Here is a 15,331-nt window from a genome sequence, read left to right as displayed (position 1 = left end):
ACAGGCCCACCCGTACGACCGATAGTCCAGGTTTTCCCGTTTGCGGCGAAATGTGGTCGATGTAACGCTGGACTCGTCCGCCACAGAAGGAGGTTTCTCATGGTTACCGATCGCGCAGCAACCGTCGAAACGGCCGGCCTGGCCGCCCAGGTCGAAGGACTGCTGGAGCCCGCCGAGCCCGACGGTGTCTTCCGCGACACCCGCGAGTGCGGAGGCGGCCTGGTGCTCCTCGGCCTGCTCCTGATCTCGCCCCCCACTCCCCGGCCGAAGACGGACCGCTAAGGGGCAGTGCGTTGGCTGAACAGGCGCAGGGAGCAGTCCCGCTGAGCGCTGTGATCGCCGATGCCGCGTCTGGGGTCGCCCTCGCCCTCCGGGGGGAGGGCGACCCTTATGCCCTGTCGCGCGTGCTGCGGCAGGGCGACGCGCTGGCGTTGGCCGCGATCCGGGTGCTGGGCGCCGACGCGCTCGCACCGTACGCGCTGAATCCCCGGGCGGTGCCCGGCGGTGAGGACGACAAGACGGTCATCCGCGAGGCACTCGCGGCCTATCCACCGGGAGCGGACGCCTCGGACGTGTCGGTGTGGAGTTACCGGGGCCTGATCGAGGCATCGCACGCCTTCCTCCCCGGTGACGCCCACCACTGGCCGCCGGCACCCCAGGCGGGCGAGGGCTGGGTCGCCACCGATCCATGGCCCAGACTCTCCCACCGGGCTTCGCAACTGGCGGCGCTGGCCCTGCCCGGACTCGCGCCCGGGCTCGCCGACCGGCTGGCACCGCGCACCGATGACCTGGCCCGCGGTTTCGTCCGGGCGGTCCGCCGCCGGGACTGGCTGCAGGCGGCGGGCCTGGGCCGCTGGCTGGCCCGGCTGCCGCAGGCGCCGCCCACGCTCGGGCTCGACAACGGGCTCGCGTTCGTACGGCAGATGAGCGGCGGCGACCCCCGCGTGACCCTGCATGTGACGGCCGCGCAGCGGTTTTACGGACGGGGTCGGTGACCGGCGGCCGGGGCGACCCGGAACTCTTGGACCGGATGGTCGCCGGCAGCCTCGGGTGGCTGGACGCCGCGCGCCCGCACTTCCGGCTGCCCGCGAACGTGACGACGGACGCCGACCCCAACCTCACCCTCAAGCCGCTCGGCGAACTCGCCGAACTGGCCCACCTGATCGCCGGCACGCACCCGCGCGAGGACCTCCGCGCACGCGCCGCCGGCCTCTTCGCGTTCGCCTGGAACGAGACCCGTGACGGTGAGGTGTTCGCAGAGCTGATCCGCGGCGAGCCGCACGCCACCTACCCCGTCGAGCTCTACGGCATTTTCGCGCGGGCCGGTCTGCGCAACGCCGCCACGGAGGCGCTGCTGCCCGCGACGACGGGGCTGCGCGGCTGGCGGGTGGCGCGCGAGGACCACACCCGTACGCTCGGTGTCCTCAACGCCGAGCGGCGGATCGGGCTGCCGCCGCACGCCGACTTCGACGCCGTCCTTGCGAGGACCGGTCTGGGGCTCCTGCCGGAGCCGTGGGCGCTGGACCGCAAGGCGGCGTACGGCCTGACCCATGACGTCTTCCACCTCACCGACTGGGGCCGGGATCGCGACCGGCTTCCCGGCGCACTCGCCGACTACCTGCGGCTCTGGCTGCCCGCCTGGCTGGAGAACTGGCTGGACGAGGAACTGTGGGATCTGGCGGGCGAGTTGCTGGCCGTGACCGCCGCTCTGCCCGCGGCTCCCTACGACCCGGTGGCCTGGCAGCGGCTGGCCGGCGCACAGGCCGCCGACGGCTCGGTGCCCGAGCAGGGCGCCGCGCCCCGTACGGACGACCGTGGTGAGGTCTTCCTGGCCTGCTACCACTCCACTTTAGTGACCGCCTTCGCCGGTACCCTCGCCCGGATCGCCTCGGACGAGGCCGCCGGTGCGGCGGTGGGGCCGGCCCCCTGCGAAAGCGAGACGAGCCCGTGACCGTGACCGCCGCACCCCCCGCGCTGCTGCACGGCGTCGGAGACCGTGCCCTGACCTGGCTCAACGACCAACGCGAGCATTTCCGGCTGACTCCTGAGGACCGCGCGACCGGCGCCGGTGTCATCGAACGGCTCAAGCCCGTCGGGGAGTTGGCCCTGAACATGCGGGTGCTCTTCCGGGAGGGCGTGGCGGGCTCCCGGCAGCATTCGCGCGCCACGGCGCTGCTGGACTTCGCGTGGCGGGAGCTGCTCGACGGCGGCAACGTGCTGGCCGGGCTCCAGCACGACGAACCGCTGTCGCCGGTGCCCCTGGAGATCTACGCGACGTTCCACGAAGTGGGCCACCGCCACCCCGGTCTGGAAGCGGCCCTGGAGGTCTGCCGCCGCACCACCACCTGGACGGCGCTGGAGATGGTGCCCAACCGGCGGCTCGGCGTCCTCAACGCCGAACGGAAACTGGGCTGGACGCCCAGCGCCGACTTCGGGCAGGCCCTGGACCGGACCTGGCTGGGCCGGCTGCCGGAACCGTGGACGGTGCAGTTGCACATCGCCTACGACATCACGCACACCGTCTTCCACCTGACCAACTGGGGCGCGGCGCCCGACCGTATCCCGCCGGAGATCGCCGACTACCTGGCGCTGTACCTGCCCGCGTGGCTGGAGGACTGGGCCGACCTCGAACACTGGGACCTGCTGGGCGAACTCCTCGTCGTCGACGCCTGCCTGCCGCGCCCCACCCTCGACGCGGAGCTGTGGGAGCGCTACGCCGCCGCCCAGTCCGCGTCGGGCGCGATGCCCATCCAGCGCGGCATGCCGGACGGCGACCCGGCGGAGATCTTCGACCTCGTCCACCACCCCACCCTGGTCGCCGCCTTCGCCTCGGCGATGGCCACCTCCCGGGCGCTGTCCGCCGCCGTCTGATGAGCCACCTCCGTCCCGCCACCGCTCTCGGGGACCGCCTCGCGGACGCGCTGACCCGCATCGACGCGCCCGACGTCGTGCTCGCCGCCACCCGTCACCGCCGCCGGACGCTCGTCACCGGGGGCAGTGCCCTGGCGCCCCCCATGCCGCGGGACGCGCTGCGCTACGAACTCGGCTCGCTGTCCAAGACCTTCACCGTGCTGCTGCTCGCCGACCTGGACCGGTCCGGCGTGCTGAACCTGGACGATCCGCTCACCGCCCACCTCCCGGACCTGCCGCTGCGGCACGCCGCCTCCCGCGCGATCACCCTGCGGCATCTGGCCACCCACACCGCGGGGCTGCCGCGCATCCCCGGCGACCTGGTGCCCGGCGCGCTGCTCCATCCGTACGCCAGCGGCTACGCCCGCTACGACACCGACCGGCTGCTGCGCGCCTTCGCCCGCACCCGGCCCCGCCACCGGCCCGGAACGCACTGGAGCTACTCCAATCTCGGGCTGGCGCTGCTGGGCCCCGCCATGGCCCGGGCCGCGGGCGCCGACTATCCGGAGCTGCTCACCGAGCGGGTGCTGCGGCCGCTCGGGCTGACCGGAACGACGCTCGGCCCGGGCACCACCGGCACGGACGCGATCGGGCACCGGGCGAGGGGCAGCACACCGGTGCCCAGCGCCGACATGGGCGGCTTCATCGCCGCCGGCGCCGTCCGCGCCACTCCGGGCGATCTGCTCACCTACCTGGAGGCGCATCTCTTCCCCGAGAACACCCCGCTGGGGCCGGCCCTGCGCGAGGTCCAGGTGCCGCAGTTGCGCCGCGGCCGGCGCCACCGCGAGACCCACACGCTGACGTGGTATCAGCACCCCGCCGAGGACGGGCCGCTGCTCTTCCACGTCGGAGCGACCTTCGGCCAGCAGGCGTTCCTCGGCTTCCACCCGGCGTCGGGTACCGGCCTCGCCGCGGTGGCCACCCGCCGCGGCCACGCCTGCCGCATGGTGGGCACCGCCTACGACCTGCTGTACGCGCTCGCCGGCGACCCGACGCTGTGAGGGGCGGGCCGGGGCCTCAGTCCCGGCCCGGAACCGGACCGCCCGCCGTACCGCCCGCCAGGCCGAGTTCGCCGGCGCCCGGCGACCGGAAATGCCGTTCCACCTCGGCCGCCGTGACCTGCGCCAGGCGGGCCGGTGACCAGCGGGGAGCGCGGTCCTTGTCGATGATCTGGGCACGGATGCCCTCGACGAGGTCGGGTGCGCCGAGCGCGGCGCAGGAGACCCGGTACTCCTGGTCCAGCACCGCTTCCAGGCGATCCAGGGCACGGGCCCGGCGCAGGGCGGCCAGCGTGACCTTGAGCGCCGTGGGCGACCGGCTCAGCAGGGTCGCGGCGGCCTGCTTCGCGGCCTGTTCACCGGTGCGCTCCAGCCGGTCGATGATCTCCTCGACACGGTCGGCGGCGTAGCAGGCGTCGATCCACTCGCGCCGGGCGGCCAGGTCCCCCTCCGGGGCGCTCTGGGCGTACGGGCGCAGGGCCGCCGCCACGTCGGTGCGCGCGAGCGCGGCGACGACGTCGGGCAGTCGCGCGGCGGGGACGAAGTGGTCGGCGAGGCCGCACAGCAGGGCGTCGGCGGCGCCCACCGCGGCGCCGGTGAGAGCGAGGTGGGTGCCCAGTTCGCCGGGGGCGCGGGAGAGTAGGTAGGTCCCGCCCACGTCGGGGACGAAGCCGATGCCGGTCTCGGGCATCGCGATCCGCGAGCGCTCGGTGACGATCCGGACGCCGCCGTGCGCCGAGACGCCGACGCCGCCGCCCATCACGATGCCGTCCATCAGGGCGACGTACGGCTTGGGGTAGCGGGCGATGCGCGCGTTGAGGCGGTACTCGTCCCGCCAGAAGGCCCGGGAGGCCGCTCCGCCGCCGGAGCGGGCGTCGTCATGGATGGTGCGGATGTCGCCGCCGGCGCACAGCCCGCGCGGGCCCGCTCCGCCGATCACCACGGTCGCCACGGCCGGGTCCCGCTCCCAGGCCGTCAGCGCCTGGTCGATCCGGCGGACCATGGCGTGGTTGAGGGCGTTGAGGGCGCGCGGCCGGTTGAGGGTGAGGTAGCCGGCCCGGCCCTCGGTGCGGGTCAGTACGGGGGCGTCGTCGCTCATCGCCGGGCTCCGGCGGGGGCGGTGGGAGTGGCGGGCTGGCTCACGTCGGTCCCTTCCGGAGGCGGGCGTCCGCGGGTCGCGGGGTCCTGTCGCCCCTACTCCACCAGGTGGCGGACGGCCGCCGGTCGCCGGGGCGGCCAACGTGCGGAGGCGGCGTTACGTGCCGCGCCGTACCGGGCACAACACCACCTGTGACGTCACAGCCCCCGACCGGCCGGTCCGCCTCCGCCACCGGCGTGCCGCGCGCCGCCACCTGGTTGGCGCTCAGCGCCGCGACCTGCGCCCTGGCCGCCGGCATCGTGCTCGGCCATGGCCTGCTCATGGCGCTCGGCCTCGTCCTCGCCGGGCTGTCCCGTTCCCCGTTACGCCCCGGCCCCGCCCGGACGGGACTGGTCGAACTCTCCGCGACCTTCCGTGACGGCGAGGGCCGGGACGGCCGTGACCGGGGATGACGTCACGTCATGTCGCATGACGTCACGTCCTGACCGCGGTGACGAACAGAATCGCCGGCCCGTTCACCACTGAGGGGCGGTGAACAGGCCGGCGGTCTCCTTGGACGCCTGCCCGGCAGGCGTGGGTCACGTGACCCGGCGGCTCCTCGACGCCACGGCGACACACGTCGCACCCAGCAGGAACGTCAGAGCACCGATGACCACGTTGTTCCAGATGACACCCGCGTCGGGGCCGTCGCCGACGACCCAGGGCGCGATGATCAGCCATGCGCCCATCGCGCACATCGCCCCGCTCAGGCCGTACATCCGGCCCGGGGTGATGGTGAACCCGAGCGCCAGCAGGGAGATCGCGATGCCGACGATGAGGTTGTGCGTCACCAGTGCGGGCTGCGAGCTCGTGTAGTGGATGACCCATGGGGAAGCGGCGCAGTACAGGCCGACCAGGAAGACCGGGCCGTCGACGAGTACGACGTCACGCCCGCCCAGGACGCGATCGTACCGAGCCTGCATTTCCGTAGCGTCAGGGTGACCGGCGAGGTCTCCCCTGCTGTGTGAGACGTCGGCCATGCGACTCGCCTCCTTCGCTCCGCAAGCCTGGCCGTACCCGTGACATCGAGCCACGTGCCCTAATTGTGCACTTATGCCGCCTTTATGTGTAGAGGTGGCGGGATTTTTTTCGACGCCCGCCCCCTCGCCCGCTCAGCCCGGATCCAGCGGCCGGCCCAGGGCCAGATTCCAGCGCCCTCCGCGCCCGCTCAGCTCGACGGCGGTGAGCGGCGGCACGTCCATCCGCCAGAAGATGTCCGCCTCGGCCCCCAGGGCGCACACCGCCGCGGCGCGGACGACATCCGGCTCCACGACCGCGATCAGGCGACCCGGAACGGCGGCCGCCCGCGTCAGCCAGTCCGCCGTCCGCGCGCACAGCCGCCGCAGCGACTCGCCGCCGTGCCCGGCGAAGGAGGGGTCTCCGAGCCAGGCGGCCACCGCCTCCGGCTCCGCCTCGGCCACCTCGGCCAGGGTCCGGCCGCGCCAGCGGCCCATCGCACAGCCGGCCAGCTCCGGCGCGGGCTCGGCCGTCAGCCCGAGTTCCCCGGCCGTACGGCGGCAGCGGACGGAGGGTGAGGCGACGATCCGGGCCGCGGCCGGCAGCACGTCGGCCGCGCGGACGGCACGGGCGCGGCGCAGCCCGGCCTCGCTCAGCGCGCCGTCGTCGTCGAAACGCACCTCGCGGTGCGCCTCCCCGGCGGCCGGTGAGATCAACATCACCCGGGTTGTCATGCCCTCTCCCCTCGCTCTTCCACACCGTCAACCACTGGTCCGGGAAGGGAAGTTGTCCACCCGGCGCGCCCCGGACTGCGCCTCTCCGCCCCCCGCGGGGCCTTGGCCCGGACTCCGGTTCGCGGTACCTTCCCGATGATATTGACGACGACATGACGGAAGCCGGTGGGATCCCGGCGCGGTCGCGCCACTGTATGTCCGGTTTTGACTAGGCCCCAGGCGGGGCCGGGACCGGGCGAGCCAGACCCGGCATGTCGCCCAGCACTCCATCCACAAGGGACGCGAGTTCCCCACTCAGGAGGTTCCGCCATGGCTCAGACCATCGCGCCGCCGGCCACCGGCGCCGTCACCCCGGCCCCACTGCCCCTCAAGACGATCGCCCCCTGGGCGCTGTTCGTCGGCGTCCTGATGCTGGTCCTGCTGTACTTCATCGGCGCGGAGCAGGGCGCCACCTCCCTGCTGTCCGGTACGGACGTTCACGAATGGGTGCACGACGGACGTCACCTGCTCGGCTTCCCGTGCCACTGATCGGACGCCGCACCATGAACTCCGTCACCATCAGAAATCTTCTGGTGCGCGGCATGCTCGCCGGCCTGGCGGCAGGTGTCCTCGCCTTCGTCGTCGCCTATCTCCTGGGCGAACCGCGGGTGAACGCCGCCATCGCGTTCGAGGAAGCGCACAGCCACGAGCACGAACACGGGGTGGAGGTCGTCAGCCGCGGCATGCAGTCCACGGCGGGGCTGGCGACCGGCGTGCTGGTCTACGGCGTCGCCCTGGGCGGGATCGCCGCGCTGGCGTTCTGCTTCGCCCTGGGCCGGATCGGCCGCTTCGGCGCCAAGGCCACGGCCGTCCTGGTCGCCGGCGCGGCACTGCTGGCCGTCTACCTCGTCCCGTTCCTGAAGTACCCGGCCAATCCGCCGGCCGTCGGTGATCCCGACACCATCGGGACCCGCACGGCGCTGTATTTCCTCATGATGGTCCTCGGCATCCTGCTGGCCGTCGCGGCGACTCTCTTCGGCCGGCGTCTGGCGCCCAGGCTGGGCAACTGGAACGCCACGGTGGCCGGCGGAGCCGCGTTCGCCCTCGCCATCGGGATCGCCTACGCCTTCCTGCCGTCGATGAACGAGGTGCCGGACGGTTTCTCCGGCACCCTGCTCTGGCAGTTCCGGCTGTCGGCGATCGCCATCCAACTGGTGCTGTGGACGGCCTTCGGGCTGATCTTCGGCCACCTCGCGGAGCGCGTCGTCCCGACCGGGGCAGCCGCCGCCGACCGGAGTGTGCCGGCCACACCCTGACGCGCCGCGCGCTGCCTCACCACGGCCAAGGGTCCGCGACCGCCATCGCGGGCCCTTGTCCTCGTTTTCCGGCCGGGACGTCTTCCGGCCTGGGCGCCTTCCGCGCCGGGGCATCAGGACAGGCCGGGAACGCCGTCCAGATGCGGCAGTTCGTGATCCAGACGCTCCCGTTTGGTCCGCAGATAGCGGATGTTCTCCGCACACGGCGGCATCAGCAGCGGCACCTGTTCGGCGACGGCGATACCGTGCCGCACCAGCGCCTGGCGTTTGCGTGGATTGTTCGACAGCAGCCGCACCGAACGGACTCCCAGGTCCTGGAGCATTTCCGCCGCGACCCCGTATTCACGGGCGTCGACCGGCAGTCCCAGGGCGATATTCGCCTCGACGGTGTCCAGCCCGTCCTCCTGGAGCCGCATCGCCCGCAGTTTCGCCAGAAGTCCGATTCCCCGGCCCTCATGGCCCTGGAGATAGACCAGAACGCCGCGCCCTTCCGCCACGATGGCCTGCAGCGCCGCGGACAACTGACCGCCGCATTCGCAATGCGTGGAGGCGAAGGCGTCCCCGGTCAGGCATTCCGAATGCACCCGGGTCAAGGCCGGCATTCCGCCGATGTCGCCGTGTACGAGCGCCACCTGTTCGGTGCCGCTGTGCCGGTCCAGATAACCGACGGCCAGGAATTCGCCGTACGCCGTGGGCAGTCGGGTCCGCACGATACGTTCGACACCCGCCGGGCGCGGGGCCGAGGCCGGGCGCGCGGGCTCCGGCAGCCGCGGAACTCCTGGCGCACCGGCGGCGGCATCGCAGGCGATATCGGCAGAGGGGTCCGTCATGGCGCGATCGTACCCGCGCCGGCGAAGGCACGGCGGCGCTCGCTCACATTCCTACAACTCTCGCCAACTCCGCTGGTCAGAGCCATGATTGAGGGCCCAACAACCCGGTGCGCGACGTCCTGGGCAACCCCCGCCTATGCTTCGACCACCACGACGACCGAGCGCCGGTCACCCCGGTGACCGCCGCACGAGTGAGCGACGAAAGGCCGCATCCCACGATGACCGCTACGGGACGACGGGCTTCGGCCCCCGGCGTGCTGCCGGTGGACACCACCGAGGAGATACGGGCGCGGCGGGCGGAAATCGCCGTGCTGCCCGTCGGCAGCCTCGAACAGCACGGTCCTTTCCTGCCGTTGACGACCGACACGGTCATCGCCTGCACCATCGCCGCGGAGATCGCCGCCGTCCATCCCGTCCAACTGCTGCCGCCGCTGACCGTCTCCTGTTCCCACGAACACGCCGCGTGGCCCGGCACCGTCAGCATTTCCGCCCGGACCCTGCACGGTGTCGTGTCGGACATCGCCGAATCGCTGCGCCGGTCCGGCATCACTTCCCTGCTCCTCGTCAACGGGCACGGCGGCAATTACGTACTGCGCAACGTCGTTCAGGAATCCGCGGGAAGCGGGACGCGAATGGCGCTCTTTCCCGGACCGGCCGACTGGGAAGCGGCCCGCACCCGGGCCGGTATAGCGACGCCTTCGCACAGCGACATGCACGCCGGTGAAGTCGAGACCTCCCTTTTGCTGCACGCCCACCCGGAACTCGTCCGGCCCGGTTACGCCACCGCCGATCATCTCGCCGACGACCGCGCGCACCTGCTCACCCTCGGCATGGCCCCCTACACCGCGTCCGGCGTCATCGGCCGCCCGTCCCTGGCCTCCGCCGGGAAGGGCGAGGAGCTGCTGGCCGGCCTGGTCGAGGCGTTCGGCGCGTACGCCGCGCTGCTCGGCGGGCGCCCCGCGACCGGGGAGGGACAGGCGTGACCGGGCCGGCGGACGCACCGCTCGGCGCGCCGGAAGCCTGGGACCTGCTGCGCCGCGTCCGCACCCCCGAGCAGGCGGCGGCCGCCGGCCTGGTGCCCGACGGGAACGGCGGCCTGCGGTGGGCGCGCCCCGCCGCGGCCGAGGCCGCGGGGCTGGCCGAGCGCTATCTGCCGTTGTGCCTGGCCCCGCCCCGTACCGCCTTCGCCCAGCTCGGGCAGAGCCTGGACGGTTTCATCGCGACCCGTACGGGCGACGCCGACTTCGTCACCGGCGCCGAGGACCGCCGCCATCTGCACCGTCTGCGGGCGCTGGCCGACGCGGTGGTCGTCGGGGCCGGCACCGCCGACGCGGACGATCCGCGGCTGACGGTGCGGGCCTGCGCGGGGGACAACCCGGTGCGCGTCGTTCTCGATCCGCGCGGGCGGGTGCCGCCGCGGCTCGGGCTGTTCACCGACGGCGCGGCCCCGACGCTGTGGCTGGTGGGCCCGGACGCCGCGGACGCCGGTCCGGCTGCGGACGGGGTGGAGATCGTGGCGCTGCCGGACGCGGACGCGTTCGCCCCGCGCCGGTTGCTGGATACGCTCGCGCGGCGTGGCCTGCGGCGGGTGCTCGTCGAGGGCGGTGGCGTCACCGTGTCCCGGTTTCTGCGCGACGGGGCGCTGGACCGGCTCTATGTCACCGTCGCCCCGGTCCTGCTCGGCGACGGCGTGCCCGGGCTGCGGTTTCCCGGCACGCCCGTGATGCGGGACGCGCTACGGCCGCCGCTGCGGCGCGGCACGCTCGGCGCGGACACGCTTTTCGAGCTGGACCTGCGGGCGCGCGGGCCGCGACCCGGCGGCCCAGCGGACGAGGAGGACGCCGGCGCCGGGCAGACTCGCGGCGAAGGCGAGCACGCCGTAGACCACGGCGGTGGTCAGGCCCTGCGCCGCCCCTAGCCCGGCGGCGCCGAACGCCCAGGCGGCGACGCCCTCGCGCGGGCCCCAGCCGCCGATGTTCAGCGGCAGCGCCATCGCGAGCAGGGCCAGGACCGTCAGCGGCACCAGTACGGCCACCGGCGCGGTCGATCCGGCGACGCGGGCGGCGAGCAGGAACGTCGTCAGGTAGCCCGCGAGCACGGCGGCGGAGGACAGTGCGACGCCCGGCCAGACATTCCGGGCGAGCAGGGCCCGGCGCGCCTCGGCCAGCGCCTCGCGGACGGCGCGGCTGCGGCGCGAGGCGCGGGCGGGGGCGCGGTGCAGTTGGACGGCGGTCGCGAGTGCGAGCACGCACACCGCGCCCGCCGCCGTCATGGCGCCGGGCGTGCCGATCAGACGGCCGGCCCGGCCCGCCACCGCGGACGGCCCGAGGAGCGCGAGGCTCGCTCCAAGCACCACCAGGACGACTTGGCCGGCGGCGCGTTCGAGGACCACCGCGCGGACGCCGCGGCCCAGGTCTCCGGCGTCCCGGCCGTGCCGCACCGCGCGGTGTACGTCCCCCAGTACGCCGCCGGGCAGCGCGGCGTTGAGGAACAGGGCGCGGTAATAGTCCGCGACGGCCCGGCCGAGCGGCAGCCGCAGTCCGAGACCGCGCGCCACCAGGCACCACCGCCACGCGCTGCACACGGTGGTCAGCAGGCCGATGCCGACGGCGGCCAGCAGCGTGGCCGCGTCGATCCGGCGGACACCGGCCAGAAACGCGCCGGTTCCCAGGTGCCACAGCAGCACGGCGAGGATGGCCACTCCCGCGAGCATCCGCAGCCACACCCCCAGGGCGCGGTTCATCACCCGCTCCCGGCGGGCCCGGGCAGCGCGAGGAGATCGGTGTGGTGCACCTCGACGCTCAACTCGCCCGCCGCGCAGGCTTCCAGGCGCCGGCGCAGATACGCGACGGCGCGCGGGGCGAGGTCCGGTCGCTGGGCGACGGCGGCGCCGACCCAGCCCCGCAGCCATTCGGCGGTCAGCGCGGCCTCCGGGCAGCCGAGCCGCCACGGGCTGGCCTGCGCCACGACCGTCGCACCGCGCCGCTCGAACGCCTCGGTGGCCACCACCACCGCGTCGGGACCGAGCAGCGTGCGGCTTCCGTCCGTACGCCGCTGGTGGTCGTTGAAAGCGCGGGTGACCTCCCGGTCGAGGGGGTCGGACGGGGTGAGGTCGACCCGGCCCGCGACGGAGAGGGCCAGCAGCGCCGGGCAGCCGGCGCCGGTGCAGGCCGCGGCGAGCGACTCGATCTCGCTACGGGTGAGCAGGTCCAGCAGCGCGGAAGCGGTGACGAGCGAGGTGCCGACGAGCATGTCCGCCCTCAGGCCCGCGAGGTCGTCCTTCCGCGTCGTCGCCGTAACGGGCGTGCCGTCGGCGGCCGTCGCGGGCATGCCGTCACCGGCGCGGGCGAGCAGCGCGGCGTCGTGGTCGTGCAGGACCCAGTGCTGGGGGCCGGGCAGGCGGACGGCGAGCCAGCGCCCCATGGAGCCGGTGCCGCAGCCGATATCGCGGATCAGCAGGCCGCGGGCGCCCGGCGGCCGGCGCACCGGATCGGGCTGGTAGGCGCCGACGGCGGCCGGGACGGCGGCGGGCGGAAGGACCTGCGGCGCCTGGGCCGCGAGCCGGGCGCGCAGCGGATGGAGCAGTTCCGGCGCGCGGGCGGCGGCATCGGCGCGCTCGCGCAACTCCAGCCAGCGCGGCGCGAACCGGGGTGCCCCGATGGTGCTCATCCGGGGCTTCGGGGCCGGTGCCGAAGTCGTTCCAGAACTCCGGCCAGAGCGTGCGACGTCTTCTCCCACCCCTCCAGCATGGCACGTCGCTCATATGCTGAGATCTTCGCCCTGTGACGCAGTTGTGGATCGCCGAGCCAGGCGCGCACGGCTCCGGCGAGCGCCGGCGGGTCGTCCGGGGGGACGAGGAGGCCCGGCACGCTGCCGTCGGGAGCCCGTCCGACCGCTTCGGGCACCCCGCCGACGGCCGTCGCCAGCACGGGAATCCCGCGCGCGAGTGCTTCGGTGACGACCATGCCGAAGGTCTCCGCGTACGACGTGAGCACCAGGAGGTCGGCCGCGTTCAGGCTCGCGTCCAACTCCTCGCCCACCCGCGGCCCGACGAAGCGGATCCGGTCGGCGAGCCCCAACTCCGCCACGCGCAGCCGCAGTCCGCCGACATGGTCGGGCTCGCGGCGCAGCCCGCCCACGCAGTCGCAGCTCCACGGCAGGTCCGCGACGGCCGCGAGCCCCTCGACAAGGGTGCGGTGCCCCTTGCGCGGGGTGACCGCCGCGAGGCACAGCAGCCGGGTGGCGCCATCGGTGCCGGGCGCCAGGGGCGCGGGGTCGGTGCCGGGCCGGGCCACATGGACCCGGGCGGCCGGGAGTTGGTGGTGATCGGTCAGCCGCCGAGCGGCCCATTCGCTGGTGGCGACCACCGCGCCCGCCGCGTGCAGGGCGCGGCGCTCCCCCGCGTCCAGCTCCGCCGCCAGTTCGCTGCTCAGCCCGGTCTCGTCGGCCAGCGGCAGGTGCACCAGTACGGCCATGCGCAGCCGGGCCGCCTCGGCGGCGATGAGGCCGGGGACGCCGCAGGCGACGAGGCCGTCGAGCAGGACGACGGCACCGTCGGGCAACGTGGCCAGTCGCCGCGCCAGTTCGTCCCGGTCGGCGCCGTCCGGCCGCGGCCAGCCGCCGCGCACCTCGTGCTCCCGGACCCGCCATCCGGCGGCGGGCAGGCCACGGCACACCCGGCGGTCGTAGGTGTTGCCGCCGCTGGGGACGGTCGGGTCGCGGACGTCACCGGGCAGGATGAAGTGCACCACGCGCTCCGCCGCGGCGGTGGCGCCGGGCCGGTTCACAGGGTGCGCTCGTAACTCGCCCAGGCGATGTGCGATTCGTGGAGGGTCACGGTTATCCCGGCCAGGCCCCGGGCCCCCTCGCCGAGACTGCCGGCGTGCACGCGGTCGGCGAGCCGGTCGGCGATGACCTTGGCCAGGGCTTCCGTCGAGGTGTTGATGCCGGCGAAGGCGGGTTCGTCGTCCAGGTTGCGGTAGTTGAGCTCGCCGATCACCCCACCGAGTTCCTGGGTGGCCAGGCCGATGTCGACGACGATGTTGTCGGCGTCGAGTTCGGCGCGGCGGAAGGTGGCGTCCACGACGAACGTCGCGCCGTGCAGCCGCTGGGCGGGCCCGAAAACCGCGCCACGGAAGCTGTGGGCGACCATCAGGTGGTCGCGGACGGTGATGCTGAACACGAGGGCCTCCGGGGGGGAGCGGGTGGTGTGGGTGGGTGGGTGTGGGGGGGCTGGTGGGTGTAAAGGGGCGGGTGTGAAGGGGCGGGGGCGAGTGGGTGTCTGTCTGGACTGGCTACGTGGGCGGGGGCGAGGGGCGTGCTGACCGCCACCGGGTCCGATCGGGTCCCGGTCACGTCAGGCCACGGTGACGTCAGTGGCCCTCGGTGTCGTACCGGACGCGATGGCACAGTGCCGGAAGATCACCCGTGGCGAGCCGGGGCAGCACCGACGGCAGGTCCTCGAAGGCCGATTCACCGGTGATCAGCGCGTCGAAGGCCGGGTCGGCGAGCAGGTCGAGGGCGAGCGCGAGGCGATCGGCGAAGGTGCGGCGGGCGCGCCGGGCCGGCGAGACGGCGCCGACCTGGCTGCTGCGCACGACCAGCCGCCGGGAGTGGAACGACTCCCCCAACGGCAGGCTGACCCGCCGGTCGCCGTACCAGCTCAGCTCGATGACCGTGCCCTCCGGGGCGAGCAGTTCCAACGACCGGGCGAGTCCGTCCTCGGTGGCGCTGGCGTGCACGACGAGATCGCACTCCCCCAGGGCGTCGCCGGGCAGCGCGAAGTCGACGCCGAGCGCGGTGGCGACGGCGGCCCGCGCGGGGTCCGCGTCGACCAACTGCACCCGCGTCGCGGGGTAGCGGGCGAGGAGCGCGGCGACCCCGCAACCGACCATTCCCGCGCCTACCACGGCGATCCGGTCACCGAGCAGCGGGGCCGCGTCCCACAGGGCGTTCACCGCGGTCTCGACCGTGCCGGCCAGCACCGCCCGGGGCGCGGGAACGGTGTCCGGCACGGGGGTGACGGCGCTCGCCGGGACGACGTAGTGCGTCTGGTGCGGATAGAGACAGAAGACCGTACGCCCCAGCAACCGCCGCGGCCCCTCTTCCACCACACCCACATTGAGGTAGCCGTACTTGACAGGCGCCGGGAACTCCCCGTCCTGAAACGGCGCCCGCATCGCGGCGTGCTGGCTCTCGGGGACACCACCGCGGAAGACCAGCGTCTCCGTTCCCCGGCTCACTCCGGAGAACACCGTACGCACGAGCACCTCGTCGGCACCGGGCCGCGGCAGCTCGACCGTCCGGAGCTCCGCCTGCCCGGGGACGCGGAGCCACAAGGCACGGGCGACGAGGCGCGGCATCGAACCTCCTGAACGCTACGGCAATGACGCACGACCGCGCGGCAAAAACCCATGAATGCGCGGCTACGGCGCACGATCGCTGCGGATCATGAGGACGCCGTTACGAT

The 15,331-nt window shown here is 73.9% G+C and carries 18 protein-coding genes and 1 pseudogene; 10 read left to right on the top strand and 9 right to left on the bottom strand.

The window, feature by feature from the left end; translation table 11 throughout:
* Positions 1 to 99: 99 nt before the first annotated feature.
* From ACZ45Z_RS27450 to ACZ45Z_RS27430, 5 genes are read left to right on the top strand one after another with little or no spacing between them, the layout of a single operon-like run.
* Entirely contained in the window at positions 100 to 282 is a 183-nt protein-coding gene (locus ACZ45Z_RS27450) for a hypothetical protein (RefSeq protein WP_468367697.1), read from the top strand.
* Positions 283 to 293: 11 nt separating this feature from the next.
* A complete protein-coding gene (locus tag ACZ45Z_RS27445; RefSeq protein WP_468367695.1) occupies positions 294 to 995 on the top strand; it encodes a hypothetical protein in 702 nt (233 codons plus the stop codon).
* Positions 992 to 1,951, top strand: coding sequence for a DUF6895 family protein (locus ACZ45Z_RS27440; protein WP_468367692.1), 960 nt, complete (start codon positions 992 to 994; stop codon positions 1,949 to 1,951). Before ACZ45Z_RS27445 ends, ACZ45Z_RS27440 begins: the two co-directional genes overlap by 4 nt.
* Positions 1,948 to 2,871, top strand: coding sequence for a DUF6895 family protein (locus ACZ45Z_RS27435; RefSeq protein ID WP_468367690.1), 924 nt, complete (start codon positions 1,948 to 1,950; stop codon positions 2,869 to 2,871). The genes ACZ45Z_RS27440 and ACZ45Z_RS27435 overlap by 4 nt, the downstream gene beginning before the upstream one ends.
* The gene (locus ACZ45Z_RS27430) at positions 2,871 to 3,911 is read left to right on the top strand and encodes a serine hydrolase domain-containing protein (RefSeq protein WP_468367687.1); all 1,041 of its coding nucleotides are present in this window, start codon (positions 2,871 to 2,873) and stop codon (positions 3,909 to 3,911) included. Before ACZ45Z_RS27435 ends, ACZ45Z_RS27430 begins: the two co-directional genes overlap by 1 nt.
* A gap of 16 nt (positions 3,912 to 3,927) precedes the next feature.
* On the opposite strand, the gene ACZ45Z_RS27425 is transcribed toward ACZ45Z_RS27430, so the two are convergent.
* On the bottom strand, positions 3,928 to 5,007 hold the full coding sequence (locus ACZ45Z_RS27425; protein WP_468367684.1) for an enoyl-CoA hydratase/isomerase family protein: 1,080 nt from the start codon (positions 5,005 to 5,007) through the stop codon (positions 3,928 to 3,930).
* A 191-nt stretch (positions 5,008 to 5,198) separates the two neighbouring features.
* Between ACZ45Z_RS27425 and ACZ45Z_RS27420 the strand changes: the two genes are divergently transcribed.
* A complete protein-coding gene (locus ACZ45Z_RS27420) occupies positions 5,199 to 5,459 on the top strand; it encodes a hypothetical protein (protein ID WP_468367682.1) in 261 nt (86 codons plus the stop codon).
* A 126-nt stretch (positions 5,460 to 5,585) separates the two neighbouring features.
* Here the strand turns inward: ACZ45Z_RS27420 and ACZ45Z_RS27415 are convergent, their stop codons facing one another.
* Complete coding sequence (locus ACZ45Z_RS27415; protein WP_468367680.1) at positions 5,586 to 6,026, bottom strand: SPW repeat protein; 441 nt, start codon at positions 6,024 to 6,026, stop codon at positions 5,586 to 5,588.
* A gap of 132 nt (positions 6,027 to 6,158) precedes the next feature.
* Positions 6,159 to 6,737 (bottom strand): histidine phosphatase family protein, encoded by a 579-nt coding sequence (locus tag ACZ45Z_RS27410; RefSeq protein ID WP_468367677.1) that lies wholly within the window; start codon positions 6,735 to 6,737, stop codon positions 6,159 to 6,161.
* Between the two features lie 309 nt (positions 6,738 to 7,046).
* Between ACZ45Z_RS27410 and ACZ45Z_RS27405 the strand changes: the two genes are divergently transcribed.
* Positions 7,047 to 7,265: a CbtB domain-containing protein gene (locus tag ACZ45Z_RS27405; protein WP_468367674.1), complete on the top strand. Its 219-nt coding sequence runs from the start codon at positions 7,047 to 7,049 to the stop codon at positions 7,263 to 7,265.
* Between the two features lie 14 nt (positions 7,266 to 7,279).
* Positions 7,280 to 8,032: a CbtA family protein gene (locus ACZ45Z_RS27400; RefSeq protein ID WP_468367672.1), complete on the top strand. Its 753-nt coding sequence runs from the start codon at positions 7,280 to 7,282 to the stop codon at positions 8,030 to 8,032.
* A gap of 113 nt (positions 8,033 to 8,145) precedes the next feature.
* Here ACZ45Z_RS27400 and ribA read toward each other — a convergent pair whose 3' ends face one another.
* Positions 8,146 to 8,862 (bottom strand): GTP cyclohydrolase II, encoded by a 717-nt coding sequence (ribA, locus tag ACZ45Z_RS27395; RefSeq protein WP_468367670.1) that lies wholly within the window; start codon positions 8,860 to 8,862, stop codon positions 8,146 to 8,148.
* Positions 8,863 to 9,080: 218 nt separating this feature from the next.
* Between ribA and ACZ45Z_RS27390 the strand changes: the two genes are divergently transcribed.
* A complete protein-coding gene (locus tag ACZ45Z_RS27390) occupies positions 9,081 to 9,845 on the top strand; it encodes a creatininase family protein (RefSeq protein WP_468367667.1) in 765 nt (254 codons plus the stop codon).
* Positions 9,842 to 10,495: pseudogene (locus tag ACZ45Z_RS27385) on the top strand (RibD family protein); the annotation flags it as partial. The gene ACZ45Z_RS27390 and the pseudogene ACZ45Z_RS27385, both read left to right, overlap by 4 nt.
* 102 nt (positions 10,496 to 10,597) lie before the next feature.
* Here the strand turns inward: ACZ45Z_RS27385 and ACZ45Z_RS27380 are convergent.
* From ACZ45Z_RS27380 to ACZ45Z_RS27360, 5 genes are all read right to left on the bottom strand, one after another.
* Complete coding sequence (locus tag ACZ45Z_RS27380) at positions 10,598 to 11,605, bottom strand: lysylphosphatidylglycerol synthase transmembrane domain-containing protein (RefSeq protein WP_468367664.1); 1,008 nt, start codon at positions 11,603 to 11,605, stop codon at positions 10,598 to 10,600.
* Positions 11,605 to 12,531 (bottom strand): SAM-dependent methyltransferase, encoded by a 927-nt coding sequence (locus tag ACZ45Z_RS27375; protein WP_468367661.1) that lies wholly within the window; start codon positions 12,529 to 12,531, stop codon positions 11,605 to 11,607. Before ACZ45Z_RS27375 ends, ACZ45Z_RS27380 begins: the two co-directional genes overlap by 1 nt.
* Entirely contained in the window at positions 12,528 to 13,649 is a 1,122-nt protein-coding gene (locus ACZ45Z_RS27370; RefSeq protein ID WP_468367659.1) for a glycosyltransferase family 4 protein, read from the bottom strand. The genes ACZ45Z_RS27375 and ACZ45Z_RS27370 overlap by 4 nt, the downstream gene beginning before the upstream one ends.
* Positions 13,646 to 14,044: a 6-pyruvoyl trahydropterin synthase family protein gene (locus tag ACZ45Z_RS27365; RefSeq protein ID WP_468367657.1), complete on the bottom strand. Its 399-nt coding sequence runs from the start codon at positions 14,042 to 14,044 to the stop codon at positions 13,646 to 13,648. Before ACZ45Z_RS27365 ends, ACZ45Z_RS27370 begins: the two co-directional genes overlap by 4 nt.
* A 190-nt stretch (positions 14,045 to 14,234) precedes the next feature.
* Positions 14,235 to 15,224, bottom strand: coding sequence for a zinc-dependent alcohol dehydrogenase (locus ACZ45Z_RS27360; protein WP_468367654.1), 990 nt, complete (start codon positions 15,222 to 15,224; stop codon positions 14,235 to 14,237).
* Positions 15,225 to 15,331: the final 107 nt, after the last annotated feature.

Source organism: Streptomyces sp. NPDC031210, from assembly GCF_055570395.1.
This window is presented reverse-complemented; position numbering and strand designations above follow the sequence as displayed.

Coding starts and splice junctions, on each gene's coding strand:
- ACZ45Z_RS27380 (WP_468367664.1), bottom strand. CDS start 11,605: ATGAACCGCGCCCTGGGGGTGTGGCTGCGGATGCTCGCGGGAGTGGCC.
- ACZ45Z_RS27430 (WP_468367687.1), top strand. CDS start 2,871: ATGAGCCACCTCCGTCCCGCCACCGCTCTCGGGGACCGCCTCGCGGAC.
- ACZ45Z_RS27410 (WP_468367677.1), bottom strand. CDS start 6,737: ATGACAACCCGGGTGATGTTGATCTCACCGGCCGCCGGGGAGGCGCAC.
- ACZ45Z_RS27425 (WP_468367684.1), bottom strand. CDS start 5,007: ATGAGCGACGACGCCCCCGTACTGACCCGCACCGAGGGCCGGGCCGGC.
- ACZ45Z_RS27405 (WP_468367674.1), top strand. CDS start 7,047: ATGGCTCAGACCATCGCGCCGCCGGCCACCGGCGCCGTCACCCCGGCC.
- ribA (WP_468367670.1), bottom strand. CDS start 8,862: ATGACGGACCCCTCTGCCGATATCGCCTGCGATGCCGCCGCCGGTGCG.
- ACZ45Z_RS27415 (WP_468367680.1), bottom strand. CDS start 6,026: ATGGCCGACGTCTCACACAGCAGGGGAGACCTCGCCGGTCACCCTGAC.
- ACZ45Z_RS27450 (WP_468367697.1), top strand. CDS start 100: ATGGTTACCGATCGCGCAGCAACCGTCGAAACGGCCGGCCTGGCCGCC.
- ACZ45Z_RS27390 (WP_468367667.1), top strand. CDS start 9,081: ATGACCGCTACGGGACGACGGGCTTCGGCCCCCGGCGTGCTGCCGGTG.
- ACZ45Z_RS27360 (WP_468367654.1), bottom strand. CDS start 15,224: ATGCCGCGCCTCGTCGCCCGTGCCTTGTGGCTCCGCGTCCCCGGGCAG.
- ACZ45Z_RS27400 (WP_468367672.1), top strand. CDS start 7,280: ATGAACTCCGTCACCATCAGAAATCTTCTGGTGCGCGGCATGCTCGCC.
- ACZ45Z_RS27375 (WP_468367661.1), bottom strand. CDS start 12,531: ATGAGCACCATCGGGGCACCCCGGTTCGCGCCGCGCTGGCTGGAGTTG.